Source organism: Pseudomonas sp. T1.Ur (genome assembly GCF_023516725.1).
Classification (GTDB): domain Bacteria; phylum Pseudomonadota; class Gammaproteobacteria; order Pseudomonadales; family Pseudomonadaceae; genus Aquipseudomonas; species Aquipseudomonas alvandae.
Window position 1 is genome coordinate 5,223,879 of sequence record NZ_JAMGSN010000001.1, and the last position, 25,041, is coordinate 5,248,919.

Annotated in this window: 28 protein-coding genes, 2 tRNA genes and 1 pseudogene; 23 read left to right on the plus strand and 8 right to left on the minus strand. The window is 58.6% G+C overall.

Going from position 1 to position 25,041, the window contains the following annotated elements:
• Positions 1–20: 20 nt before the first annotated feature.
• The gene (locus tag M8Q45_RS23045) at positions 21–1,682 is read right to left on the minus strand and encodes an OFA family MFS transporter (RefSeq protein WP_249876518.1); all 1,662 of its coding nucleotides are present in this window, start codon (positions 1,680–1,682) and stop codon (positions 21–23) included.
• 262 nt (positions 1,683–1,944) lie between these two features.
• Here M8Q45_RS23045 and panM point away from each other — a divergent pair, with 262 nt between their 5' ends.
• The 11 genes and pseudogenes from panM (at position 1,945) to M8Q45_RS23100 (ending at position 11,444) form a co-directional block, all read left to right on the plus strand.
• The gene (panM, locus tag M8Q45_RS23050; RefSeq protein WP_249876519.1) at positions 1,945–2,343 is read left to right on the plus strand and encodes an aspartate 1-decarboxylase autocleavage activator PanM; all 399 of its coding nucleotides are present in this window, start codon (positions 1,945–1,947) and stop codon (positions 2,341–2,343) included.
• A 249-nt stretch (positions 2,344–2,592) separates the two neighbouring features.
• Positions 2,593–4,818, plus strand: coding sequence for an AsmA family protein (locus tag M8Q45_RS23055; protein ID WP_249876520.1), 2,226 nt, complete (start codon positions 2,593–2,595; stop codon positions 4,816–4,818).
• On the plus strand, positions 4,815–5,882 hold the full coding sequence (gene mutY / locus M8Q45_RS23060) for an A/G-specific adenine glycosylase (RefSeq protein ID WP_249876521.1): 1,068 nt from the start codon (positions 4,815–4,817) through the stop codon (positions 5,880–5,882). Before M8Q45_RS23055 ends, mutY begins: the two co-directional genes overlap by 4 nt.
• Complete coding sequence (locus M8Q45_RS23065; RefSeq protein ID WP_030141485.1) at positions 5,879–6,151, plus strand: oxidative damage protection protein; 273 nt, start codon at positions 5,879–5,881, stop codon at positions 6,149–6,151. The genes mutY and M8Q45_RS23065 overlap by 4 nt, the downstream gene beginning before the upstream one ends.
• Positions 6,152–6,253: 102 nt before the next feature.
• Positions 6,254–6,329, plus strand: a tRNA-Phe gene (locus M8Q45_RS23070).
• Positions 6,330–6,446: 117 nt separating this feature from the next.
• On the plus strand, positions 6,447–6,776 hold the full coding sequence (locus M8Q45_RS23075; RefSeq protein WP_249876522.1) for a DHCW motif cupin fold protein: 330 nt from the start codon (positions 6,447–6,449) through the stop codon (positions 6,774–6,776).
• A 61-nt stretch (positions 6,777–6,837) separates the two neighbouring features.
• A complete protein-coding gene (locus M8Q45_RS23080; RefSeq protein ID WP_249876523.1) occupies positions 6,838–7,245 on the plus strand; it encodes a hypothetical protein in 408 nt (135 codons plus the stop codon).
• 223 nt (positions 7,246–7,468) lie between these two features.
• Positions 7,469–8,022 (plus strand): annotated as a pseudogene (locus M8Q45_RS23085) (PDDEXK nuclease domain-containing protein).
• Between the two features lie 98 nt (positions 8,023–8,120).
• Complete coding sequence (locus M8Q45_RS23090; RefSeq protein WP_249876524.1) at positions 8,121–8,726, plus strand: biliverdin-producing heme oxygenase; 606 nt, start codon at positions 8,121–8,123, stop codon at positions 8,724–8,726.
• The gene (locus tag M8Q45_RS23095) at positions 8,723–10,957 is read left to right on the plus strand and encodes an ATP-binding protein (RefSeq protein WP_249876525.1); all 2,235 of its coding nucleotides are present in this window, start codon (positions 8,723–8,725) and stop codon (positions 10,955–10,957) included. The genes M8Q45_RS23090 and M8Q45_RS23095 overlap by 4 nt, the downstream gene beginning before the upstream one ends.
• A gap of 40 nt (positions 10,958–10,997) precedes the next feature.
• Positions 10,998–11,444 carry a hypothetical protein gene (locus M8Q45_RS23100; RefSeq protein WP_249876526.1) on the plus strand — a complete coding sequence of 149 codons (447 nt, stop codon included), beginning with the start codon at positions 10,998–11,000 and terminating at the stop codon, positions 11,442–11,444.
• Positions 11,445–11,453: 9 nt separating this feature from the next.
• Here the strand turns inward: M8Q45_RS23100 and M8Q45_RS23105 are convergent, their stop codons facing one another.
• Entirely contained in the window at positions 11,454–11,903 is a 450-nt protein-coding gene (locus M8Q45_RS23105) for a carboxypeptidase regulatory-like domain-containing protein (RefSeq protein WP_249876527.1), read from the minus strand.
• A 175-nt stretch (positions 11,904–12,078) separates the two neighbouring features.
• Here M8Q45_RS23105 and vapB point away from each other — a divergent pair, with 175 nt between their 5' ends.
• The 8 genes from vapB to M8Q45_RS23145 all read left to right on the plus strand — a co-directional run bounded on the left by vapB (position 12,079) and on the right by M8Q45_RS23145 (position 17,796).
• Positions 12,079–12,309, plus strand: a complete 231-nt coding sequence (gene vapB, locus M8Q45_RS23110) for a type II toxin-antitoxin system VapB family antitoxin (protein WP_217861042.1) — start codon at positions 12,079–12,081, stop codon at positions 12,307–12,309.
• Positions 12,309–12,725, plus strand: a complete 417-nt coding sequence (vapC, locus tag M8Q45_RS23115) for a type II toxin-antitoxin system tRNA(fMet)-specific endonuclease VapC (RefSeq protein WP_249876528.1) — start codon at positions 12,309–12,311, stop codon at positions 12,723–12,725. The genes vapB and vapC overlap by 1 nt, the downstream gene beginning before the upstream one ends.
• 360 nt (positions 12,726–13,085) lie before the next feature.
• The gene (locus M8Q45_RS23120) at positions 13,086–13,859 is read left to right on the plus strand and encodes an ABC transporter ATP-binding protein (RefSeq protein ID WP_249876529.1); all 774 of its coding nucleotides are present in this window, start codon (positions 13,086–13,088) and stop codon (positions 13,857–13,859) included.
• A 13-nt stretch (positions 13,860–13,872) separates the two neighbouring features.
• Positions 13,873–14,628, plus strand: a complete 756-nt coding sequence (locus M8Q45_RS23125; RefSeq protein ID WP_249876530.1) for an ABC transporter substrate-binding protein — start codon at positions 13,873–13,875, stop codon at positions 14,626–14,628.
• A 79-nt stretch (positions 14,629–14,707) separates the two neighbouring features.
• Positions 14,708–15,403, plus strand: coding sequence for an ABC transporter permease (locus M8Q45_RS23130; RefSeq protein ID WP_249876531.1), 696 nt, complete (start codon positions 14,708–14,710; stop codon positions 15,401–15,403).
• Positions 15,400–16,089, plus strand: a complete 690-nt coding sequence (locus tag M8Q45_RS23135) for an ABC transporter permease (RefSeq protein WP_249876532.1) — start codon at positions 15,400–15,402, stop codon at positions 16,087–16,089. Before M8Q45_RS23130 ends, M8Q45_RS23135 begins: the two co-directional genes overlap by 4 nt.
• Positions 16,070–17,299 (plus strand): methyltransferase, encoded by a 1,230-nt coding sequence (locus M8Q45_RS23140; RefSeq protein ID WP_249876533.1) that lies wholly within the window; start codon positions 16,070–16,072, stop codon positions 17,297–17,299. Before M8Q45_RS23135 ends, M8Q45_RS23140 begins: the two co-directional genes overlap by 20 nt.
• A gap of 421 nt (positions 17,300–17,720) precedes the next feature.
• Positions 17,721–17,796 (plus strand) — tRNA-Thr (locus M8Q45_RS23145).
• A 167-nt stretch (positions 17,797–17,963) separates the two neighbouring features.
• On the opposite strand, the gene M8Q45_RS23150 is transcribed toward M8Q45_RS23145, so the two are convergent.
• Positions 17,964–18,608, minus strand: coding sequence for a BRCT domain-containing protein (locus M8Q45_RS23150; protein WP_249877382.1), 645 nt, complete (start codon positions 18,606–18,608; stop codon positions 17,964–17,966).
• A gap of 74 nt (positions 18,609–18,682) precedes the next feature.
• On the opposite strand from M8Q45_RS23150, the gene M8Q45_RS23160 reads away from it, so the two are divergent.
• Together M8Q45_RS23160 and M8Q45_RS23165 are read left to right on the plus strand one after the other, a co-directional pair.
• The gene (locus M8Q45_RS23160) at positions 18,683–18,958 is read left to right on the plus strand and encodes a hypothetical protein (RefSeq protein WP_249876534.1); all 276 of its coding nucleotides are present in this window, start codon (positions 18,683–18,685) and stop codon (positions 18,956–18,958) included.
• Positions 18,959–19,224: 266 nt separating this feature from the next.
• Positions 19,225–19,944 (plus strand): hypothetical protein, encoded by a 720-nt coding sequence (locus tag M8Q45_RS23165; protein WP_249876535.1) that lies wholly within the window; start codon positions 19,225–19,227, stop codon positions 19,942–19,944.
• A 225-nt stretch (positions 19,945–20,169) separates the two neighbouring features.
• Here M8Q45_RS23165 and M8Q45_RS23170 read toward each other — a convergent pair whose 3' ends face one another.
• Positions 20,170–20,535: a hypothetical protein gene (locus tag M8Q45_RS23170; RefSeq protein WP_249876536.1), complete on the minus strand. Its 366-nt coding sequence runs from the start codon at positions 20,533–20,535 to the stop codon at positions 20,170–20,172.
• 65 nt (positions 20,536–20,600) lie between these two features.
• On the minus strand, positions 20,601–21,458 hold the full coding sequence (locus tag M8Q45_RS23175; protein WP_249876537.1) for a hypothetical protein: 858 nt from the start codon (positions 21,456–21,458) through the stop codon (positions 20,601–20,603).
• A 98-nt stretch (positions 21,459–21,556) separates the two neighbouring features.
• Here M8Q45_RS23175 and M8Q45_RS23180 point away from each other — a divergent pair, with 98 nt between their 5' ends.
• On the plus strand, positions 21,557–22,678 hold the full coding sequence (locus tag M8Q45_RS23180; protein WP_249876538.1) for a helix-turn-helix transcriptional regulator: 1,122 nt from the start codon (positions 21,557–21,559) through the stop codon (positions 22,676–22,678).
• A gap of 349 nt (positions 22,679–23,027) precedes the next feature.
• Here the strand turns inward: M8Q45_RS23180 and M8Q45_RS23185 are convergent, their stop codons facing one another.
• Entirely contained in the window at positions 23,028–23,312 is a 285-nt protein-coding gene (locus M8Q45_RS23185) for a type II toxin-antitoxin system RelE/ParE family toxin (RefSeq protein WP_249876539.1), read from the minus strand.
• Complete coding sequence (locus M8Q45_RS23190; RefSeq protein ID WP_249876540.1) at positions 23,302–23,544, minus strand: CopG family ribbon-helix-helix protein; 243 nt, start codon at positions 23,542–23,544, stop codon at positions 23,302–23,304. The genes M8Q45_RS23185 and M8Q45_RS23190 overlap by 11 nt, the downstream gene beginning before the upstream one ends.
• A 281-nt stretch (positions 23,545–23,825) precedes the next feature.
• On the opposite strand from M8Q45_RS23190, the gene M8Q45_RS23195 reads away from it, so the two are divergent.
• A complete protein-coding gene (locus tag M8Q45_RS23195; RefSeq protein WP_249876541.1) occupies positions 23,826–24,104 on the plus strand; it encodes a DUF3077 domain-containing protein in 279 nt (92 codons plus the stop codon).
• A 110-nt stretch (positions 24,105–24,214) separates the two neighbouring features.
• On the opposite strand, the gene M8Q45_RS23200 is transcribed toward M8Q45_RS23195, so the two are convergent.
• On the minus strand, positions 24,215–24,961 hold the full coding sequence (locus tag M8Q45_RS23200; RefSeq protein ID WP_249876542.1) for an SDR family oxidoreductase: 747 nt from the start codon (positions 24,959–24,961) through the stop codon (positions 24,215–24,217).
• Positions 24,962–25,041 lie beyond the last annotated feature (80 nt).

The following is a 25,041-nucleotide window of genomic DNA, read 5'->3' on the forward strand; positions in this document are numbered from 1 at the left end:
TGATGACCAGGGCAACGGTCTTAGTGGAACAACACCGCCGTCTTCTGCAGGGTCACCCACACGCCCCACGCCAACGGAATGCCCACCACCAGCCAGGCGGCGATCGCCAGGGGCTTGGTGCCCGGTGCGGCTTTCCATTCCAGCGAAGTGGTGCTGTCGGCGCCCTTGTCATGGCCCAGCGCCTGTTCGGCGGCCAGTTCGGCGTCGGTCATGAAGTACTTGTCGGCGACCGGACGAACCATCAGGTTGCACAGGAAGCCCAGCACCAGCAGGCCGGCGAGGATATACAAGGTGATGTCATAGGCCGCGGCACGCTCAACGCCGATGCTCAGCTGATATTCACGCAGGTAGTTCACCAGCACCGGACCCAGCACGCCTGCCGCCGCCCAGGCCGTCAGCAGACGACCGTGGATCGCGCCAACCATTTGCGTACCGAACAGGTCCGCCAGGTAGGCCGGCACGGTGGCAAAGCCGCCGCCGTACATCGACAGGATGATGCAGAACGCCGCCACGAACAGCGCGATGCTGCCCAAGTGACCCAGGTTAGGGATCAGCGAGTACAGGGCAACACCCAGGGCGAAGAACACGAAGTAGGTATTTTTACGGCCCAGGTAGTCCGAGAAGGATGCCCAGAAGAACCGGCCACCGATGTTGAACAAGCTCAGCAGCCCGGTGAAACCGGCCGCGATGGCGGCGATCTGGCCCAGTTGCGCAGCGTCCAGCTGACCAAAAGGCAGGTCGTTGCCGAGCAATTTGCCGCCGAACACTTCCTGCAGCAGTGGCGAAGCCATGCCGAGGATGCCGATACCGGCGGATACGTTCAGGCACAGCACCAGCCATACCAGACGGAATTGCGGGGTTTTCCAGGCAACGTTCACGTGAACGTGGCGATGGGTGATCATCGCGTTCGCGGCTTTTTTCGGTGCCGGGGTCCAGCCTTCAGGCTTCCAGCCGGTTGGCGGGACGCGGTACGACAGGGCGCCACCGATCATGAACACGAAGTAGATCGCAGCCATGACCAGGAAGCTCTGCCATACACCGACCTCGGTCGGCGAAGCGAAATGGCTCATCAACGCGGCAGCCAGTGGAGCACCGACCATCGCGCCGCCACCGAAGCCCATGATTGCCATGCCGGTCGCCATGCCGCGCTTGTCCGGGAACCACTTGATCAGCGTGGACACTGGCGAGATATAGCCCAGGCCCAGGCCGATACCACCGATCACACCAGAGCCGACCCACATGAGCCAGATCTGGTGGGTATAGATGCCCAGCGCGGAAATCAGCAGGCCACCGCACCAGCACAAGGCCGAGACAACGCCAGCCTTGCGCGGACCGGCGTGTTCCAGCCAGCCGCCCCAGATGGCTGCCGAGCAACCCAGGAAGATGAAGAACAGGGTGTAGATCCAGCCGAGCATCGAGATCGGCCAGTCGCATTGGGATGAAAAGACTTGCGAGATGAAGCTCATGTCCGGCGCGCAGGCGACTGGCTTGGTGATACCCAAGGCCTTCGACAGTGGCAACCAGAACACCGAGAAGCCATAGGCCATGCCGATGCAGAGGTGAATGGCCAGCGCGGCCGGTGGAACCAGCCAGCGGTTGAAGCCGGGCTTGGCGATAATGCGTTCCTTGGAGAGGAACGCAGGCTGGTCGGCGACGCCGCCGGCCGTAATGCTCGTGCTCATTGTGTATCCCCCAGTTATTAGAATGGTTCGCCAGCCACACCTCACCCTCAGCCTTCATTGCACGCAGGCATGACTGTATTTTGCAGTGAAGCTCCATTTTAGTGCGACATCACGTCGCAGAAGGACGGACGAACTGACAAAGGTTACCATTTGCTCGTGACAGAAAAACCAAAGTGCTATCACCTTTTTCCTGTCATTCGTCTTATCGCGCCTCTGTCCGCTTTCTGTAGGGCGCCATGCGTTTATTTTTTCAGGAATTCCCATGCCCATCGTTGTCGAGCACCTGGAACAAGCCACTCATCAGGATCAGCAGGACCTGCAGAAAATCTATCGGGACGCGCCCGCCTGGCTGTTCGAGCCGTTCAACGACGCCACGCAACTGGTCGGAGAATGCCTGGAGGAAGGTTCGTTGATCGCGGCACGCTTCAATGATCGCCTGCTCGGTGCTGCACGGTTGCAACGGCACCAGAACGCCTGGCGCTTGTCCCACCTATGCGTACGAAATATCACGCGCCGTCGTGGCGTGGCTGAGCGGTTGGTGAGCGAAGCCCGGAGGATGGCCCAGCAAGATAATGCCGAGCTTCGGCTTCAGGCGCCTGCCGGGCATCTGGAAGCCCAGGCATTGGCGGCGAAATTGAAATTGCCGCTGGATATTTGCTAGCGCCCCTGTGGCGAGGGAGCTTGCTCCCGCTGGGAGCGCAGCTCCCCAAAAACTGAATCCACGGTGCGCCGGGCATGCCTGTTCGCCTGGTTTGGGGCCGCTTCGCCGCCCAGCGGGAGCAAGCTCCCTCGCCACGGGACCGCATCTGGCCGGTTGACGCAGATCGAAAAATCGATCACCCAACGCGCCACCAACCCGGGACGTTATACTCCCAGGCAAAATTTGAACTCAACCTACAAGGATTCGCCCATGAAAGCGTTCGGCAAAATCCTGGGTCTGGTACTTCTCGGGCTGTTGCTGATCATTGTGGCCCTGGGCTTTGCCCTGACCCACCTCTTCGATCCCAACGACTACAAGGAAGAAATTCGCCAGATAGCCCGCGACAAAGCCCACATCGAGCTGACGCTCAATGGGGATATTGGCTGGAGTCTGTTCCCATGGCTGGGCCTGGAACTGCACGAAGCCAGCGTCGCCACCCTGGCCAATCCGACGCAGCCTTTCGCCGACTTGCAGATGCTCGGCCTGTCGGTGCGGGTCATGCCGCTGCTGCGCCGTGAAGTGCAGATGAGCGATGTCCGGGTCGAAGGCCTGAACCTGCGCCTCAACCGTGACAAGAACGGCCATGGCAACTGGCAGGACATCGGCAAGGCGCCCGCGTCCGCGTCGACCAAGGACGCGCCGACACCGGTCGAGCAGCCCACTCCACCGGCCAACGCACCGGCGGAAAAACCCGCGCAGCCAACGCGCCTGGACATCGACAGCCTGACCGTCAACAACGCCCGGGTCGAGTACACCGACGAACAGACGGGTAAACAGTTCACTGCCGAAAGCATCCAATTGAGCACCGGCCCGGTTCATGACTCGACCAACATCCCGGTCACCCTCACGGCGTTCCTGTCGAGCAACCAGCCCGCCGTACGCGTGCGCACCGAAATGACCGGCGAGCTGCGCTTCGAACGCGCCGTGCAGCGCTATCGATTCGAAGACCTGAAGTTGTCCGGCGAAGCCACCGGCGATCCGCTGCAGGGCAAGACAGTCAGCTTCGCAGCCCAAGGCCAATTGTCCTTGGACCGAGCGGCAAACGTCGCGGAATGGACCGGTATCAAGCTTTCCCTCAACCAGTTGCGCGCCTTGGGCGAGCTGAAAGTCAACGATCTCGACAAGACGCCGCAACTGAACGGCGGCATTTCGATTGCCCAGTTCGACCTCGCAAGTTTCGTCGACAGTGTCGGCCAGAAACTCCCGGCCATGGCGGAAGGCAGCCTGACCAAGGTCGAACTGGCGAGTCGCGTCGCAGCCACGCCAACCAGCGTCGAATTCAACGACATCAATCTCAAATTGGATGAAAGCAACTTCAGCGGCCGTATCGCCGTGGAGGATTTCGCCAAGCAGTCGCTTCGCGCACAGCTCAAGGCCGACACCTTCAATGTCGATCGCTATTTGCCACCCAAGTCCGCCGAAGCCGACAGCGCCAAGGCAGCCCGGGAAGCGGAAGTCAGCAACACCGAGGCCAGCGCCATGGCCGGTGCTGGCAGCACCCCGCTGCCCAGCGCCCCGACCCAGGGCGCCTGGAGCAATGACCGGCTGTTCCCGGTCGAGCGCCTGAGCAAGCTGGATATCGATGCCGACCTGACCTTCGGCCAACTGACCCTCGACCAGCTGCCAATCCAGAATGCCGCCCTCAAGGCCTCTGGCCAAGGCGGCCTCCTGACCCTCGAGAATCTTCGGGGCGATCTGTACAGCGGCAACTTTGAAGCAAAAGGCACGCTGGACGTTCGTCAGCCCACTCCACAACTGGGCCTGCAAACCAAGATCAACCGGGTGCCGGCTGAAAAGATCATCGAAAGCCAGGGCAAGAATCCACCCGTCAAGGGACTGGTCACGCTCAACAGCGCAATAACCGCCAGTGGCAACAGTCAGAAGGCCCTGATCGACAGCCTCAACGGCAACGCCGGATTCGTCATCAACGACGGCGTGCTGCTCAACGCCAACCTTGAGCAGCAATTGTGCAAAGGCATCGCCACGCTGAACCGCAAGACGCTCAGCGGCGAACCGCGAGGCAAGGACACGCCGTTCCGGCAGCTCAACGGTAACCTCTCTTTCAACAACGGCGTTGCCAGCAACCCGGACCTGAAGGTGCGCATCCCCGGCATGACCGTCAACGGCAATGGCGACATCGACCTGCGCGTGCTGGGCATGGACTACCGCGTCGGGGTCATCGTCGAAGGCGACAAGAGCGACATGCCCGACCCGGCCTGCCAGGTCAACGAACGCTATGTCGACGTCGAATGGCCGTTGCGCTGCCGTGGCCCACTGGAACTGGGTGCGAAAGCGTGCCGCCTGGACAACGACGGGCTGGGCAAGGTCGCGGCGAAACTGGCCGGCGATCGTCTCGGCGACAAGATCGATGAGAAGCTGGGTGACAAGGTCAGCCCCGAGCTGAAAGACGCGCTCAAGGGGCTGTTCAAGCGATGACATCCGAGCAGTTTTCCACCGCCGTGCTGGATTGGTTCGACCGTCACGGACGCCATGACCTGCCTTGGCAACAAGGCATCACCCCCTATCGGGTGTGGGTCTCGGAGATCATGTTGCAGCAGACCCAGGTCAGCACCGTGCTCGGTTATTTCGATCGTTTCATGGCCGCGCTGCCCACCGTCGAGGCCCTCGCGGCCGCGCCGGAGGATGAAGTGCTGCACCTGTGGACCGGGCTCGGTTACTACACGCGCGCGCGCAACCTGCAGAAAACCGCGAAAATAGTCGTCGAGCAATACGGCGGCGAATTCCCCCGGGACGTCGGGAAGCTCACCGAACTGCCGGGAATCGGCCTGTCCACCGCAGGCGCTATCGCCAGCATCAGCATGGGCCTGCGGGCACCCATCCTCGATGGCAACGTCAAGCGGGTGCTGGCGCGCTTCACCGCCCAGGAAGGCTACCCGGGCGAGCCCAAGGTGGCGAAACAGCTATGGGCCACTGCCGAGCGCTTCACCCCACAGGATCGCGTCAATGCCTACACCCAGGCGATGATGGACCTGGGCGCCACGCTCTGTACCCGCAGCAAGCCCAGTTGCCTGCTCTGCCCGCTGAAACAGGGCTGTGAAGCACACATGCTGGGCCTGGAAACCCGTTATCCGATTCCCAAGCCCCGCAAGGAGGTGCCGAAGAAGCGCACCTTGATGCCGATGCTGGCAAACCACGAAGGCGCCATCTTGCTTTACCGGCGCCCTTCCACCGGTTTGTGGGGGGGATTGTGGAGCCTGCCGGAGCTCGACGACCTGGATGATCTGCAACACCTGGCCCTGCAACACTCGCTGGAGCTGGGCCAGCAACAGGCAATGCCGAGCCTGGTTCACACTTTCAGCCATTTCCAGTTGGCCATCGAACCCTGGCTGGTCCGGGTCCACGAAACCGGTCATCACGTGGCCGAGGCCGATTGGCTCTGGTATAACCTCGCCACCCCGCCGCGCCTGGGCCTCGCCGCCCCGGTGAAGACGTTGCTTGAACGCGCGGCTGCCGTATTGAACGCAGGAGAGTTGCAATGACCCGCACCATCATGTGCCGCAAGTACAAAGAACAACTGGAAGGCCTGGAGCGCGCACCATTCCCCGGCGCCAAGGGCCAGGACATCTACGACAACGTTTCGGCCAAGGCCTGGGGCGACTGGCAGAAACACCAGACCCTGCTGATCAACGAAAAACGCCTGAACATGATGAACGCCGAGGATCGCAAGTACCTTCAAGGCGAGATGGAAAAGTTCTTTTCCGGCGAAGAATACGCCAAGGCCGAAGGCTACGTGCCGCCGTCCGAATAAGCCGTCCAGCGCGGGGGCGAATCGTAAGCGACGGTAATAATTAAATATTTTTTGATAACTCGCTTGACGCCCCCCTGAAAAACCCGTTTAATGCGCCCCGTTGCCCAGATAGCTCAGTCGGTAGAGCAGGGGATTGAAAATCCCCGTGTCGGCGGTTCGATTCCGTCTCTGGGCACCAAATACCGAAAACCCCGATCAAGCAATTGATCGGGTTTTTTTATTGCCTGGGATTTTCTTCCTGTGGCCGGAAGACTCCGCTACATTCGTCCGCTCCCCTCCTCGCAAGCGAGTCGCCATGGATATCACCGGCATCCCCTTCGGCACCACCGATTGGTCAACGATCGAGCCCACCGAACATAAAGGCATCACCGGGACCGCCTATTGGCGCACGCAGCAATTCGGGAACATCCGGGTGCGGATGGTGGAGTACACGGCGGGTTACCTGGCTGATCATTGGTGCACCAAGGGCCACATCCTGTTTTGCCTCAAGGGCGAGTTGAACACTGAGCTCGAAGATGGCCGGCAATTTCTACTCAAGCCAGGCATGAGCTACCAAGTGGCCGACCAGGCCGAGCCCCATCGCTCGTCGACTTCACAAGGGGCCACGCTCTTCATAGTCGATTGAGATTCGAAGCGTTCGCCTTGAAGCTGTAGGATAAGCGGCCTTATTCATCAGGAATCCGACCATGTCATCGGCGAACAAGCAGCAGAAACGCAACCAGCGCGCCAAGGCGAAAGCCAAGAAGAACCGCATTCAGCGAGCTGCTGCGCCGAACGATTTCCTGGACCCGAACGACGAACGCATCGATCTGGAAACCGTGGACCTTTCGGATTTGTTCCGGATCATGAGCGCCGCCGAAAAGGTCAGCCAGCAGGCCATGTGCGAAGCATTCCTGGCGCACCCACTGCTGGCGCTCGTGCTGGAACAGGAAGGTGAGGAAGAAGCGACCGACTTCATCATTACCGCATTGATCGAATACCGTCGCCTGACCACCGGAGTCGACGAGCAGGCCGCACTGGACTGGGTGGAAAGCAAGCCATTCCAGGCCGATTACGTGGCTGCGTCCCAGGCCCTTACCCAAGGCCAGGACTGATCATCACGCCGCCCGCGCTTTCGCAATGAGAGCGTTGACGGTGTATGACAATCTCTAAGGATCCTTTCCCACACGCCGGGTTAACCGATCTCAGGTCGCGTCAAAACCGTCCTGCACGAATCCGCGTCTTTTCCACCCAAGCAATCAGCCGCGTCTGGCATCGTCGAAACTTGCTTCGAAGCATCCTTCTGGTCCGCCCCCCTCTCAATGGCTGGACACTTCGATGACCTCGTCACTGCCCCAGGAAGACCCACAGCTCGCCCCCTTGATCAACGAACTCGGCGAGCTGATTCGCCAGGCACGCCAGAAAGTCCTGCGAGCCGTGGATACCCTCCAGGTCCAGACCTGCTGGCAGATCGGCCGGCACATCATCGAATTCGAGCAAGGAGGAGCCGAACGAGCGGTCTACGGAGCAAAGTTGCTGCCATCTTTGGCAAAGGTGCTGACGGCGCGGTTTGGGAAAGGGTTCGATGAACGTAACCTGCGCCACATGCGGGACTTCTATCAAAAGTTTCCAATTTGGAACGCAGTGCGTACCGAATTGAGCTGGACTCATTACCGGACGCTTCTACGCATCCCGACGACAAACCCACCGTTGGCATCATTCTTTGCGCCCAGAAGGATGAGTCGGTGGTGCGCTATTCCGTACTGCAGGGAAACGAGCAACTGTTTGCCAGCCAGTACCAAACAGTGTTCCCCACCGAAGAAGAACTACGCCAGGCGCTGGATCGCGAACGGGTGCGATTGGTGCAAGGACCATCGGACGCGGCGACCTGAAAAATCAGAACGATGCTGATGACCGCAGACTCGAAAAACCCATGTAACATTGATGCGTTTTTTTTCAGCAACGCGCCATTCAACGAGCTTCGTCCTGCATGCCACCGGTCACCCCTAACCCTTCGTTGATCCAGGCATTGCGGACTGAAACCGCTGAATTGCACATCGCCCTGGAGAAACGCCTGCCGTTTTTTTCGCAGGTGTTGGACCTGGATCTGTACCGACGCCTGATGGCGGCCTATTACGGTTTTTACCAGCCATTGGAGCTACGGCTTCAGATGTTGGCGCTGATTCCGAGCGGGCTGGATCAAGCCCAGCGCATCAAGCTCCCGGTGTTACGCGCCGACCTCATCGCGTTGGGCATGGACGCTGCCGCTATCGAGGCGCTTCCTGTTTGCCGGGAGCTGCCGCAGATCGACTCCCGGGCAGCCGCCCTTGGCGTTTCCTATGTGCTGGAAGGGGCGACCCTCGGCGGGCAGATCCTGCGGCGCAGAATGGCCGAGCAGCTCGGTCTTGATGCATCCAGCGGGACGGCCTTTCTGAACGTCTATGGAGATCTCACCGGCCGGCGCTGGAAGGATTTCCTGCAGTACCTGGACGACAGGAACCTTGGCGAGGCGCAGACGCTCGAAGTCACACACGCCGCCAAGGCGACCTTTACTTATTTCGAACGCTGGCTGGACAGCCAAAAGGTATTGTCATGACCCCGGAAAACAAGGAAGTCTTCGAAGAACTGCTGGCCAATTGCGCAGACGAACCGATCCGCTTCCCCGGGGCCATCCAGCCTCATGGCGTGTTGTTGATGCTGTCGGAGCCCGACTTCACGATCCGCCAGGTCAGCGCCAACGTATTGCAGTTGATGGGCCACGATCCCCACAGGTTGTTGGGCCAGACGCTGGATGCGTTGTTGGGCCTGGAGCAGGCAGAGGCGATCCTCGCTGCCTGTCGCACCGCCCCGGAAAGCGACAGTGCGCCGGTGGCCATCGTCGCGAACCAGCAGCGTTTTGATGCATTGGTGCACCACCATCAGGGCGCCCTGATCATCGAGCTGGAACAACACCTGAGCGACTACCGTCCCGAGGGAGTCAACGGCGAGGCCAACCTGAGCCGCATGCTGCAGCGCCTGCAAAGCGCAAAAACCCTCCCGGCCCTCTACGAAATCAGCGTGCGCGAAATCCAGGCCATGACCGGCTACGACCGCGTGCTGATCTATCGCTTCGAGGAAGAAGGCCATGGTCAGGTCATCGCCGAAGCCAGCGCGCCGTCGATGGAACTCTACAAGGGCTTGTTTTTCCCTGCGTCGGACATTCCGGAGCAGGCCCGTGAGCTGTACCGGACCAACTGGCTGCGCATCATCCCCAACGCCGACTACGCGCCGGTACCGCTGGTGCCTGAGCTGCGCCCCGATACCCAGGCGCCACTGGACCTGAGCTTTTCCACCTTGCGCAGCGTCTCGCCGATCCACCGTCAATACATGAAGAACATGGGTGTGCTGTCATCCATGAGCATCTCGCTGATGAAAGGCGAGCGTTTGTGGGGGCTGATCAGTTGCGGCAATCGCCAGCCGCTGCTTGTGCCCCACGAAATGCGCATGGCGTGCCAGACCATCGGCCAGATCCTGTCGCTGCAGATCAGCGCCATGGAAACCCTTGAGCTGACGCGCCAACGGGACGCCAAGCTCGAAGATCTACAGGCGCTTGCCAGCGTCATGGCCGAGTCCAGCGAAAACGTCTTCGACGGTTTGTGCCGCGAACCGCAACGACTGATGAACCTTACTGGCGCCCACGGCGTAGCGATTCTCGAAGACAACAAGCTGCATCGCCACGGCCAATGCCCGGAACCGGAACAGATCCGCGAGTTGCACAAGTGGATCATGGAAACAGGCCAGCCGACCTTCTCCAACCACAACCTGGGCGGCGTTTTCGCGCCGGCCAAGGCCTATCAGGATGTGGCAAGCGGCGTACTGGCAATTCATTTGCCCAAGCCCGTGGAAAACGGCGTGCTTTGGTTCCGCCCCGAAGTGAAGCAGACCATCAATTGGAGCGGCGACCCACAAAAGCCCCTCGACCTGGAAACCAGCGAGGCCGGTATGCGCCTACGACCGCGCACGTCATTCGAGACATGGAAAGTCGAGATGGACGGCATCAGCGCCAAATGGAGCCACGGGGATCTGTTCGCCGCCAACGACCTGCGTCGGTCGGCCCTGGAAAACGACCTGGCCCGACAAGTGCGCAAGGAACGCCAGGCGGTGCAAGCGCGCGATGACCTGGTAGCCGTCGTCTCCCATGACCTGCGCAGCCCGATGACGGTCATTTCCATGCTCTGCGGCATGATGCAAAAGGCCTTCAGTTCCGACGGTTCCCACAGTTCAAAGCGAATTGCCTCGGCCATCGACACCATGCAACAGGCCACCAGTCGCATGAACGCGTTGCTGGAGGATCTGCTCGACACCTCGCGCATCGACGCCGGGCGCTACACCATTCGTCCCAAGCCAACGGACGTCGGCCAAATATTCGAGGACGCGTGTTCATTGCTCTCGCCGCTGGCCTCCGCCAAGGCCATCGACATCTCTTTCCAGGCCGAACCCAACCTGAAGATCAACGCCGACCCGGAGCGGCTGTTCCAGGTGCTGTCCAATCTCATCGGCAATGCGATCAAATTCACGCCGCAACAAGGTCGCGTGGGCGTCAGCGCAATGTCGGTGGGCAATGAAATCGTGTTCAGCGTTCGCGACACCGGTGAAGGCATCGCGCCAGAACAGCTGCCTCATGTTTTCGATCGCTACTGGACCACCAAGGAAGGCAACCCCAACGGCACCGGGCTGGGGTTGTACATTTCCAAGGGGATTGTCCAGGCGCATGGCGGTAAACTGCATGCCGAAAGCCAGCCAGGCAAGGGCAGCGAATTCCGCTTCACCGTGCCGAAAATCGATTGAGCCGGGCACCGTCCCTTAACGAATTGGAAACCGAAGCCCAATGGCCTCACTGAACAAACAGCAGAAACGCGCCAAGCGTGCCAAAGACAAAGCCAAGCAGATCCGCATGACCGGGCGCAAATCCATCCCCATGTATGGCGATCCGGCTCACGCCACCGCCCAGCCTCCCGTCTACGTATTGGAGCTGTTTGCCAAGCTACGCGAAGCCGAGGCCGTCAGCCGTAGCGAAATGCTCGACACATTGCTGGCAAACGTCAGCGAAATGATCATCGAGCGCCCAGGCCTGTTGGACCTGAAGAACGCCGAAAACGAAAGCATGGCCGCCACCAACCTGGCCGCCGACATGCTCGTCGACTACCGCATGTGGGCCGACGACATGGACCGTGAGACAGCACAGCGCTGGCTCAGCACGCCGGAGTTCATCAAGGACTTCAGCGAGGCGCTGGACCGTTATCGCCAATCGATGGAAACATCGGCCAGCGAATAAACCGGCCTGCTATTCGCTGCTGTTCCAATGGAACACCAGATTGCGCGCGGCCCCGCTGCCTACCTCGGCGGTGTCGCGACGCTCTTCGCCGTTACGCGTCGCCACGACGCTGTACCTGCCCGGCGGCAGTTGCACATACACCAGCGGCCCTGCATCGCTGAGCGTCAGCAATGTCTGTCCCGATGCGCTCTGCACGGTCACGTCCACGTCCGGGACGTACTTGTTCTCCGGGCCGATTGCAAAAGTCATGTGCAGGTTGTAACCCTGGGCCTGCCCGATGGCTCGGGCTTCGTCCTCGCCGATACCGCCGGACAGGTAGGTGATACCGTTCTGCTGCATGGGTTGGACCTGGACGCCCGTGTTGTCGATAGGCGTGAGGTTGGTGGCGTCTAGCGCGAGGGGGAACAGCAGGACGCTGATGGCGATGAATGGTATTACAAAATATTGAATGAGCTTCATGGCGAGAACTCCAGGTCCTGGAAACAACTCACATGAGTCCTTCTTGGAGCACAGCCAGGCGTTAACGTTTAGATCGATTGGGACTAGCGATTAGGACGGATCGCAACAGGTATATCCCGTTGACATATCCCTTGATTCACCTATGCTTCCAATAGATTTATTGAAGGATCTTCAAATGGAACAAACTACCATTTTCATGAGCAACCGCAGCCAAGCGGTCCGGCTACCCAAGGCAGTGGCGATGCCAAGCGACGTCAAACGGGTAGATGTAATCGCCATAGGCAGAGCCCGGATCATCACTCCAGCCGGCGAAGCGTGGGACAGCTGGTTCGATGGCGACAGTGCGACAGCAGACTTTATGGCAGAGCGTGAACAGCCTGCCGATCAGGAGCGAGAGTCTTTCTGATGATCAAGTTCATGCTCGATACCAACATTTGTATTTTCACCATCAAGAACAAGCCCCAGGTCGTTAGAGAAGCGTTCATTCGTCATCACGGCCAGCTTTGCATCAGCGCCGTCACGCTTATGGAATTGATATACGGTGCAGAAAAATCATCCGCACCAGAGAAAAACCTCAGCGTCATTGAAGGGTTCTGTGCACGACTTGAGGTCTTACCTTTTGGTTATGACGCCGCAGCACACACCGGAATGATCCGGGCGGAATTGGCCAAAATAGGCAAACCAATCGGCCCCTACGACCAAATGATTGCCGGCCACGCCCGTTCCCTCGGGCTGATCGTAGTCACCAATAATCTGAAAGAGTTTGAGAGAGTGCCCGGACTGCGTGTCGAGGATTGGACTCCCTTGGCTTTAAAGCCTTGATACGATCCAGCTCCAACGAGACTCTTGGAAATCATGGGATGTTCCAATGCGCTCTTGGATAACCTAATAGCGTTCTTGCAGGCGACGCTCATCCGGTTAACCCTTCCCACCCCCGTCCAAAGCTGGCACCATCGCGCCTTTTTTTACGCGACTCCCCGGGTATTTCGCCGGTGTGCAGGGTTCAAACAGCCGTTCGGTTGTTGATGGCGCGACAGACTGCTGTGTCGATGCGACAACCTGCCACACATCATCGGCTTACCGTCCGAAGCGCTGTTGGCTGTCATTCGGACGCATGCTAGCTTGGCCGCCTCGCCAGGAAGGCTGCCCACAACCAGGGAGCACATATCATGAGGACCGCACATGGCCCAGGCCACGCCCGCGCTTGAAATCCGCAACCTGCATAAACGCTACGGCCAGTTGGAGGTGCTCAAAGGCGTCTCACTGACCGCCCGTGACGGCGACGTGATCTCGATCCTGGGTTCCTCCGGCTCCGGCAAGTCCACGTTCCTGCGTTGCATCAACCTGCTGGAAAACCCTAACCAGGGCCAGATTCTCGTGGCAGGCGAAGAGCTCAAGCTCAAGGCTGCGAAAAACGGTGAACTGATGGCCGCCGACGGCAAGCAGATCAATCGCATGCGCAGCGAGATTGGTTTTGTATTTCAGAACTTTAATCTCTGGCCGCACATGAGCGTGCTCGACAACATCATCGAAGCCCCGCGCCGAGTGCTTGGCCAGAGCAAGGCCGAAGCCATCGAAGTCGCCGAAGCCTTGCTGGCCAAGGTCGGCATCGCCGACAAGCGCCATGCCTACCCTGCCGAACTGTCCGGCGGCCAGCAGCAACGCGCCGCCATCGCCCGCGCACTGGCGATGCAGCCCAAAGTGATTCTGTTCGACGAACCCACTTCCGCCCTTGACCCGGAAATGGTCCAGGAAGTACTTAGTGTGATCCGCGCCCTGGCCGAAGAGGGTCGCACGATGCTGCTGGTGACCCACGAAATGGGTTTCGCCCGTCAGGTTTCCAGCGAAGTCGTGTTCCTACACCAGGGCCTGGTCGAGGAGCAAGGATCGCCACAGCAGGTGTTCGAGAACCCGCTTTCGGCGCGCTGCAAACAATTCATGTCCAGCAACCGCTAACGGAGCAGTACCTATGCAGACCTACAGGAAATTTTTATTGGCTGCTGCCGCCAGCCTGGTCTTCTCGGCCAGCGCCATGGCGGCCGACAAACTGAAAATGGGCATCGAAGCGGCCTACCCGCCGTTCAACAACAAGGACGCCAGCGGCCAGGTCGTCGGCTTCGACAAAGACATCGGTGACGCGCTGTGCGCCAAGATGAAAGTCGAGTGCGAAGTGGTCACGTCCGACTGGGACGGCATCATTCCGGCCTTGATGGCCAAGAAATTCGATTTCCTGATTTCTTCGCTGTCGGTCAACGATGAACGCAAGCAAGCCGTGGATTTCACCGACCCGTACTACTCCAACAAACTGCAATTCATTGCGCCGAAAAACGTCGAGTTCAAGACTGATAAAGAATCCCTCAAAGGCAAGGTCATCGGGGCACAGCGCTCTACCCTCGCCGGTACCTGGCTGGAAGACGAGCTGGGCAGCGATATTACCATCAAGCTCTATGACACCCAGGAAAACGCCTACCTGGACCTGACCTCCGGCCGCCTCGACGCCATCCTGGCGGACAAATACGTGAACTACGACTGGCTGAAAACCGATGCGGGTCGTGCCTACGAGTTCAAGGGTGACCCAGTGGTGGAAGGCGACAAGATCGCCATCGCCGTGCGCAAGGGTGACAACGAACTGCGCAACAAGCTGAACGCCGCGCTCAAGGAAATCGTTGCCGACGGCACCTATAAAAAGATCAACGACAAGTACTTCCCGTTCAGCATCTATTGATACTGACGTGCCTGGCCGGTGCCCGCTCCTGCGCGGCGCCGGCCCTTAGCCAAGCCTGCCGCGATATGAACAAATACCCATGATGATCGACCTCTACGGATTCGGCCCGGCGCTTGCCGCCGGCGCGCTGATGACGGTCAAGTTGGCCCTGTCGGCCCTTTGCCTGGGGCTCGTGCTCGGCCTGCTCGGCGCCCTGGCCAAGACCTCCCCGTACAAGCCGCTGCAATGGCTTGGCGGCACCTATTCGACACTGGTTCGCGGCATTCCGGAATTGCTCTGGGTGTTGTTGATCTACTTCGGCACCGTCAACCTGATGCGTGCCCTGGGTGAGTATTTCGGCAACCCCGACCTTGCCCTCAGCGCCTTCGCCGCCGGCGTCATCGCCCTCGGCCTGTGCTTTGGCGCCTACGCGACTGAAGTGTTTCGCGGTGCGATCCTGGCGATACCCAAGGGGCACCGTGAAGCCGGTGTCGCGTTGGGCCTGTCGAAATGGCGGATCTTCACCCGGTTGATCCTGCCGCAAATGTGGCGCATCGCCCTGCCCGGCCTGGGCAACCTGTTCATGATCCTGATGAAGGACACCGCGCTGGTCTCGGTGATCGGCCTGGAAGAAATCATGCGTCACGCGCAAATCGGCGTGACCATCTCCAAGCAACCGTTCACCTTTTATATGGTCGCCGCGCTTATGTACCTGGGCCTGACCGTGATCGCCATGATCGGCATGCACCTGCTGGAACAACGCGCCGCCCGCGGCTTTGCCAGGAGCACCCAATGAACTGGGAAGTCATCATCAAATGGCTGCCAAAATTGGCCCAGGGCGCCACGCTGACCCTGGAGCTGGTGGCCATCGCCGTGATCGCTGGCTTGCTGCTGGCGATCCCATTGGGCATCGCCCGTTCATCGCGCCTGTGGTACGTGCGGGCATTGCCCTACGCCTACATCTTCTTTTTCCGTGGCACGCCGCTGTTGGTCCAGCTGTTCCTGGTCTATTACGGGCTGGCACAGTTCGATGCCGTGCGCAGCAGCGCATTGTGGCCGTACCTGCGGGATCCGTTCTGGTGCACCACGGCCACGATGACCCTGCACACCGCCGCCTATATCGCCGAGATCCTGCGCGGCGCCATCCAGGCCATCCCGCGCGGCGAGATCGAAGCCGCCCGGGCCCTGGGCATGTCGCGGCCCAAGGCACTGTTCTACATCATGCTGCCCCGCGCCGCGCGCATCGGCCTGCCGGCCTACAGCAACGAAGTGATCCTGATGCTCAAGGCCAGCGCCCTGGCAAGCACCGTGACTTTGCTGGAGCTCACCGGCATGGCCCGCACCATCATTGCCCGGACCTACCTGCCGGTGGAAATCTTCTTCGCGGCCGGCATGTTCTACCTGCTGATGTCCTTCGTATTGGTGCAAGGCTTCAAGCAGCTGGAACGCTGGTTGCGCGTCGATGCCTGCCAAGGACGCTGAAGGCGACGTGCTGACGGGCGAGGCATTGCTCGCCCGCTTCACCGCGCTAGACGTTTTTCTCACCGCTCATCAGGCATTGTGGAAACCGCGTCCGTTCACCCATCTGCAATTGCCTTGGGAAACGTCCCACCCGCAATTGTCCCGATGGCTACGCCAGCGTTCGCTGGACGCTGCGGAAAACGACCATTATCAGCCAGGCTTGATTGAGGGCGCGCCAGCGCCATTCCCGGAATTGGCCGCTATCTCCCGCACACTGAGCGCGGTCGCACAATTACCAGCCCGTGTATTGGAAACACCAAACCCTCGCCTCAATGTCGACGTACCCGGGCGCAAATGGCAGCAAATAGAAGCCTTCGCCAGCCGCTTGCACTTCACCACCCAACCGACCCATTGGCTCGATTGGTGCGCCGGCAAAGGCCACCTCGGTCGACGTCTGCTGCGCGGCGAGCAGCAACTGACCTGCCTGGAATACGACCCGGCCTTGGTCGCCAGCGGCCAGCTGCTGAGCCAACGCCACCACCTGCCCGCTACGCACCTGCAACAGGACGTGTTGGCAGTGGACGCAGACCAGGCGCTCCACTGCGAACACACGCCTGTCGCCCTGCATGCTTGCGGCGACCTGCATGTACGCCTGATGCACCTGGCTAGCCGCGTGGGCTGCGCACAACTGGCTATCGCGCCGTGCTGCTACAACCGCATCAACACCCCGAAATATCAACCGCTGTCCGACGCCGCCAGAGGTTCAGTACTACACCTGTCGCTCGATGATCTCAGCCTGCCGCAGACCGAGACCGTCACCGCTGGCGCCCGTGTAAGAAGACAACGGGACCAATCCATGGCCTGGCGGCTGGGCTTCGACCTGCTGCAACGGCAAATCAGAGGGCAGGACGACTATCTGCCCACTCCCTCATTGCCCAGCGCCTGGCTGGAAAAATCCTTCGCACAGTACTGCACCGATCTGGCGGCCCTGAAAGACTTATCCACAGTTGGCACGCCTGATTGGGCCGCCCTGGAAGCAGCAGGCCACCAACGCTTGGCTGAGGTGCGCAACCTGGAACTGGTGCGAGGCCTGTTCCGCCGACCACTTGAACTTTGGCTGGTCTTGGACCGGGCGCTTTTCCTCACTCAGAACGACTACGACGTCCGCCTTGGCAAGTTTTGCGAAACACCTCTGACACCGCGCAATCTGCTGTTGCTGGCAGAACGTTAATGAGGCGAAACAGCCTGTGGATAACTCTGTTGATGAATTAAACCTGGATCCAAGAAAACCGCGATTTCCGGATCGAATCTTAGCTGGTCATTTTTTGTTCATATGGATAAAAAACCATGAAAACAGCAGCTTGCGAACAAACGGGAAAGTGGTCACAAAACCGAAAGATATCCCTCGCAACGTCCTTTCGATTGTGCATAAGCGGTTGAGCAAACCGGCATAACGCCTGGGCCTGGTTGTCTTTACGCCTCGATATTCGAACGATTTGGCTCGCCCCACATGAAGTCGCGCAACCGCACACCGCCAAGCCCCGCGCGGCCCGCCCTACGGCGTTCATCCACCGAAACTGCTGCTTGTCTAAAAATAGTCAGAATTCAGGGGTTTACAGAACCTTCCCAATCGCTATAATCGTCGCCCACACGCCGGTATAGCTCAGTTGGTAGAGCAACTGACTTGTAATCAGTAGGTCCCGGGTTCGACTCCTGGTGCCGGCACCATACAAAACGAAGCCCCCGCAGAAATGCGGGGGCTTTGTTGTTTCTGGGGTCCTCACCTTTCCTCCTCCCCCTGAAAAACCTGTGGGAGCGAGCTTGCTCGCGATGAGGCCATCAAACCCACCGACAATTTTTCAGCCAAGACAACGGGCAGCCTTTCTTGGATCAGCTCAACCAAACAACATCCTCTGCCAGTGATCCTCACCCACAATGGCAATCGAAGCACCCGCTTCCCGCAGCTCCACTGCCTTCATGATCTTCGTTCCATAGGTACTGTGGCGCCACTGCTCATTACCCACGCTGCCGACCACCAGATAATGCACCTTCTTACTCACCCCGCCCCCAATCAAACCGCCACGCTCCTCGACCAGAGCCTGACAATCCTTGCGCGGCCCGTAGGCCATGACGCCTGTGAATACAAACGTTCGGCCGACCCACACCAAGTCAGGGACAGGTGAGTTGAACGGAAGGTCTGTCGGAGCGAAGGCAGTTGCACCGTCGACCTGGGGTCCATCAATGCCCACGCCAGAAAAACTGCGCAGAATGTTAAGCAACTCAAGAGACTCATCCGGATCAAGAGCATCGTCTTGGAGCATGGACGCCAAACGCGAATACAGCAGATTGATCACCGGGTCATTCAGATGAGCGAGGTTGTTTTCCAACCACTGCTTTAGAAAGATCGCTTCGTTGGTGTTCACGATACCGTCTGCCGTAATCCCAGCGGCCAGCCCGACCAGAGCATCGGCGGCGCGCCGATCGATACGGGACTGGTGGAAGAATTTGCTGTTTTCGAATTCGTTGTGTAGGTCCTGGATGCCCGAGTACAAATCAGCTATGAGCTGGGGCACGACCGTATCGTCGTGGTGGCCGCTTACATTGGTGGTCGAGCATGAGCACGGCATTCGATATGGATCTGTTCCTGTCAGGCGTCCTGACCGGGTCGCATACCACGCGCCAACGCCACCTGCGTCAGGCGAAGGCTATCCAAACAGCGATCGCTGAGCGCTGGCAACGCGACAATCCATGGACTTGGCAGAGAAAACACCTTGCGTGTTTTTTGAATCACCACCTAAACCAGCACACTGAATCGACGCGTTATTACTATTTGCTGACCATGCAATTACTCACTTATCGCTTAGGAAAACGCTGGCAATTCAACCGCTAAACGAAGGTCAAAAAACGGCCAGAGGCGGATGTTCACAGGCTGGAGCAAAGAACAATCCAAAGCCGATCATGGACGTACTACCAATGACTTCGTACCCCCCTGAACGGTTATGCTGCTTTTTCTCCTTGCCCACGTCGCGCTTCCAGCACTGGACTCAATTACCTCAAAGGGCTACACATAGACAAGGAACGTGATGCAACACAACTGGCGGAAAGCAACACCTCAGTCGTGTCGCCTACTTTATAGATGCAACACGAGGAGTAACGATGTCAGGAGACAAACTGCCAAATGAGATCAAGACACAGGCAATCGACTACGTCGCATCGGGTGCGAAGGCGGTTCTTGGCGTCGTACCCTTTGCTGGTTCGCTTCTGGCAGAGGTCGCCGGCTCAATCATTCCGAACCAGAGAGTTGATCGCATAGCAGACTTCGCATTCAAGCTACAAGCAAGGATCGAGCAGTTGGAAGAGGCGCAGGTGCGCTCGGAGCTTGATGACGAGGAGTTCACCGACCTGCTTGAGGAGTCTTTGCGACAAGCTTCACGCGCCACCAGTGAGGCGCGTCGTCGGTATCTGGCGTCCCTAGTTGCAAATAGTCTTAGCTCGGACGCCGTAGAACATGCTGAATCGAAGCACTTGATGCGTATCCTCGGCGAACTCAGTGACGTTGAGGTTCTCTGGCTTCGCTTCTTCCATAAACCCACCATCGAGGGCGACAAGGAGTTTCGCGAGCTTCACGCTGGAGTGTTTAGGCACATAGTGGCGACCATGGGTTCAAGCCGAGAAGAACTCGATGACCACGCGCTTCAGGAGAGCTACAAGGATCAACTCGTTCGACTTGGGCTCGTTGTCGAACACATCAGGAAGAAGGGTGATGGAACGCCGGAGTATGACAAGTTCACTGGAAAACCCGCTGTAAGCTACCGCCAAACGAGCCCTCTCGGGCGGCTGCTCCTTCGAAGCATAGGCATGATTGCCGACGAATAAGTCGCGCATCTAACAATCCGATTGCTGTGGACGATCTGCTGCGCGTCCCACCACTGAGCGGAGCGTTGGACGTAAGAGCAATATTGGTCTTCCAGCACAGAGCCAGGGAACACAATCACTCAATCGGCCGTGTTTCAATAGACCCTTTGAACTTCCACTGATGGCCAATTTCTGCCTGTCGGCAACGGCAGCTATGGGTCGATTTCTGCCGATACGGCATGAGACTCAAGACTGAGATTTTTTGACCCGGGCGTTTTTGATCATCACCTCGAGTTGGGCGATCATTTCATCAGGGTCAATTTCAGTCATTTCACCGCACGACGCAGCAATGATCATTTCAGCAAATTCAGGACTGTATTCCGACTGGTAAGCGGGAGCTGCATGATCGACGGTCGATACCATCCACTGGTCATTCACCTCCTGACCGATAATGTGGTTTCTTTCCTGTAGAGCGAAGAGGGCAGTCCGGAACTGTTCGTCCGTCATTTCAGGGAGACGTTGCGCCACCTCAGCCTGAAGGGCTCTAACGCAAACCCCATGACTTGCGAGACTCATGATCAAGACTTGCACGTTACTCAGTGATTCCATCATTCGACTTCCTAATCTGAAGGTGGTCCCCGGCGCTCCCGAGGACCAGTCAGGCGACAGCCATTAGGTCACCGCCCCAAATCGTAGCCAATCATGAACAACGCAGCTTCCAGTGCACGGAGAGAATCTTTAGGTTCGACGATCCCGTGGAAACTGCAGCCTGAGGCCTTGGGATGCGCCAGGACCGCGGCAAGCGTCCAGCTGGCGCGCATGTTCCAAAGGGCATGGTGTGAACCCGAGCGCAAGCGTTTGAACTTGTAAGGACCTGCCCCTGGGTCCCGACGCTTTGGCGACACAGCTGATTGAGCCTCCTTCGCGGCCGCCCATGGGAAACAGAGAGAACTTGGAACGCTAGCCAGACTTTTCGCATCGCAGTATTTGACGATGAGCCATCCCAAGCTTGCCGCCACGCGGCTGTCGTAGATCACGAAGTCATCGCACAGCAGAGAGTAAACCTTGGTCATTCCGGAGTTAAAACGCAGCTGGTCGCAACGCAGCGCAGGGGCTTCAGGATCGCCGGCATTGATGGCGGCCTGAACTGCTTGTAACGATCGCGCCAACCCGGCCTGGTTCAGCTTTAACCACTCATTGTTTCGAGCAGTCACTCCGCCCCATGCCATGACACCCGACGCTGCTTCCACCACTTTCGAATCGTCGGTGCCGGCGGCGGCCAAGTCCGCCTTCAATGCAGCCAATGCCTTTGCGTTACTTAAGAACGTCGATCCTGGGTTGAAGGCCAAACGTTGGTTGCCCGGGTGGTTCCACTGATACTTTTCGAAAGCGTTGAACAAGCTTGTGCAGTTCCATTCTTTCCCGCTACGGCGATCAATATAGGCATGCTGGAAAAGGGAAGTATCCAGCTCCGTGGCCATCCAATGGATGAAACCAGCGACATGGAAATCGGCAAGATAGGTTGAACGCTTCATGGACATGCTCCTGTGGGCTGACGGTTAAGTTCGTGTTTTCCTTGCCAGCCCGAGCATCATTCCACACACTTAGGACACTTTTTGTCCTGGACGTATCCATGGTCTCTTTTTACGAGCGTCGAGATTATCTGCGTGACATCTTGCAGCGGCATGGCACCGCTTTACCGACGTCTCAAGTTCATGAAGCGATGTGTGCCTGCTTAGGCAACGTTGATCATCCATTCAAAACAACACAGCGCGACCTTCTAAAGCTCGAGGCCGATGGCTACATAAAATGCCAACGCCGAGGTGCTGCCAAGCACTTACTCTATTGGTCGTCGACAGGAGCCAATTTTAATTTGACGCTCTCACCAACGGAGGCGATGACACTGTCGACCATTTTCGATCATGCGGATCGGTTTGGTCTCAAGACACACACCAAAAAGCTTTCGCCGCTGCGACGTCATGCACTTCGTGTTATGAACGACTACTCAAAACGACAGCTGGATTGGGAAAAGCGAATAACCACCGGGACTCGGTTTACGGTCCTGATCCCCGGGGAGTACGACTTAACCCATCTGACCAGAATCCAGGAGGCCATATTCGAAAACCAGCCGCTGCAAGTGACGTATCAGCCCCGGGATGTGGGTGACATCCAGTGTGTCTATCAACTCAAACCGTTGGGCCTATCTCACCAAGATTCAAACACCTATTTGTCTGCGCTCGTGCAGGAAGAGGAGTGGCCTCTTGGTCACACTCCAGAGCCGGACGCACCCCGTGGGAAGTACAGCAGCAATGGCCCAAACAAGTTGTGTGCGCTGATGCTTCATCGAATCTTAAAAGTGGAACCTGGTAAACGCGAAATCGCCGACCCTGAAGGCTACGACATCAATTCGATCGATGCGCAGCAGCACCTCATGACTATCCACTCACCGGTACCCGTAGATGTCAGCTTGCGCCTGAGCGACAACCTGCATAACCGGCTTTCTGAGAATCCGCTCTCGCAGGACCAGATCCTGGTCGCCGAGGCCGGGAGCTGGATATTGAACTGCCGGATGCTCGACACTCAGGGGCTGCGCCTTTTTTTGCTCAGCAATGCAGCCGACATCGAAGTCCTATCGCCCATCGAATTAAGAAATCACGTTCAGGGCGTCCTAGAGCGGGCAGTCGGTATGTACAAGGCCGGCCCGATTGAGCCCGGCTCTGAATTGCTTACAGGCCGACAATGTGCTGACATCTAAAAACTCCCGAATTCGATTCCACCGAGCGCCATAACTAGCTGATTTATTTATAGTTAACGGTTGGGGTACGCAAAATTTTCCACCGAACTCCAGTCCCGTAGAAAACCTAGCCCCGCCCCTAGCTACCGTTCGTCTGGTGCCGGCACCATACAAAACGAAGCCCCCGCAGAAATGCGGGGGCTTTGTTGTTTCTGGGGTGCTGGACCTTCTATAGGTAAATAAAATCCAGCACGCCTTATCGGGCATCGACGTACCAAGCGTTGCTTGCACCTACGCTCGTTCCTTTCAGGAGCCGTACCCCGAACATACGTTCAAACCCGGCAGCACACTGAAGGCAATCGTCGACATCTCACCACTTAGCACGAGGCCGCTGCCTTGTATGGAACACCCCAAGGATTTGAAGACGATCACCGCGTACCCGATAGGGGATGAGATAAGACCAGTTGGGCACCGCCCATTCGCGCGTGTTCTTGACTCGGCCTTCACGACCCATCGTTGGAAATTGGGCTAGCTTGTCCACGCTGGCAAAAATAGCATCTGAAAAATCATCAGCAGCCTTGGGATTCTCCAACGCTATGTAGCTAGCTTCGTCCTCCAGATTTTTGAGTGCCCTTGTCAGCCACTCAACCCGCATTGTTGCTCCAGCGCCGGGCGCGTATGGCCGCTACTTGGTCATCGGAGGCGAATTTACCTTGATTGGCCTCCTCTATTGCCAGCTCGATCTGTGCGGTCAGCGTCCTTTCGTGCTCGATGTAGTCACGGAGGACGTCCATTGCCAAATAGCTCACGCTTTGACCGCTCGTCTTGGCTAGATCAGCGAGAGAGTTCGAAAGGTCTTCCGGCAGGGTTAGGGATATCCCGGTCATGACAGCCTCGATGGTGAGCGATTTTTAGGCATATTACACTGCCCGGTGCTCGCTTGAATTGGCAACTCGTCGTGAGATGCTTCACGGTAATTTCTATTATCAAGCTCCCGGCCAGCACAGCGCCACGATTGCGACCTCCCCAACCGCCAGCTACTCTCTACCCGTCGCTGCCAATTCAGCGACCGGGCATAGGAAACCCGAGTAAATCAAGGCGCATCAGCTGCGCCACCCAATCCCGCAGGAAAGGACGGTTGCGGCTCTCACAGTCAAGGAGCCAGACAATGCCAAATCCGCAAGACCTCAAAACCCCAGGCCTAACCCCTTTCTCCTACCACTCCGACCGCCCGCTATTCCGCGTCAACAGCGGCATTCCCATCGGCGAAGCCCTGTCTCACGCTTCCGACCTGCTCCACGTCGCCAAGGTCCTCGCCGAGGAAGCGGCGATGATTCGCGGCACGGATCGGTATGCCTGGGCTTCGTATTATTTGCAGGATATGAGCAAGGCCGCCATTGATGACGTGGTGAAGGTGCTGGAGGCGCCGGGGAGTCATCCGGCTTAAGGGTAGCGAGTCCAATGCTGCTTGCTGAACGGGGCAGCATTGGCGTGAGCGGATAAAGAGGGGCTGCTTTGCAGCCCGGCGGGAGCAAGCTCCCTCGCCACGGGGTTCACTCAGACCAACCGAGCGCCGCCATCAATGTTCAGCGTGGCGCCGTTCATGAACGTGTTCGTCATCAAGAAAACCGTCGCCGCGCCTGCCTCAGCGGCAGTGCCCACACGATGCAGCGGCAGCACCTGTTCCCATGCGCGAACGTACGCATCGCGTCCCTCACCCAAGGCTTTGCTGAAGATAGGCGTATCGATCGGGCCTGGAGACAGCGTGTTGACGCGGATGGGCGCCAGTTCCAAGGCCAGGCCACGGGCCAACGCTTCCATTGCGGCCGAAGCTGCCGCGATGACAGCGGTGCCATGTGCATTGGGCCGGTCGGCCAGGCAGCCTGAGATAAAGGTGATGGAGCCTTCCTTGGACAAGCGATCCCCGAGCGCGCGGATCGTATGGATGGAGGCCCACATCCGCTCTTCGAACGCCCGGCGCAGGTAGCCGATCTCCGCGTCCAGCACTTTGCCCGCCACGAATGTGCCGGCGAACAGAACCAGATGGTCCACGTGCGGGATATCTGCCAAGGCGGCGTAGATGGCTTCGCTTTGGGTGACGTCGGCGGCGCGCCAGCCGGCAAGGCCGTGTTCCAGGGCGGCTTGCTCGGCACGCTCGGCGTTGGAACCGATCACGATGACGGATGCGCCGGCGGCCTTGGCTTGAATCGCGGCGGCAAGACCGATGCCGGAGGTGCCGCCGAATATCACTACGGTGCGATCCTGCAGTTGGGCGGGCAATGGTTGGGTAAATGAATGGCTCATGGTCTATCTCCTTGAACGCCTGGATGGCGTCGATGGGCAAAGACTAAAGACTCGAGCCAACATTGATAATTGGGTCGCAA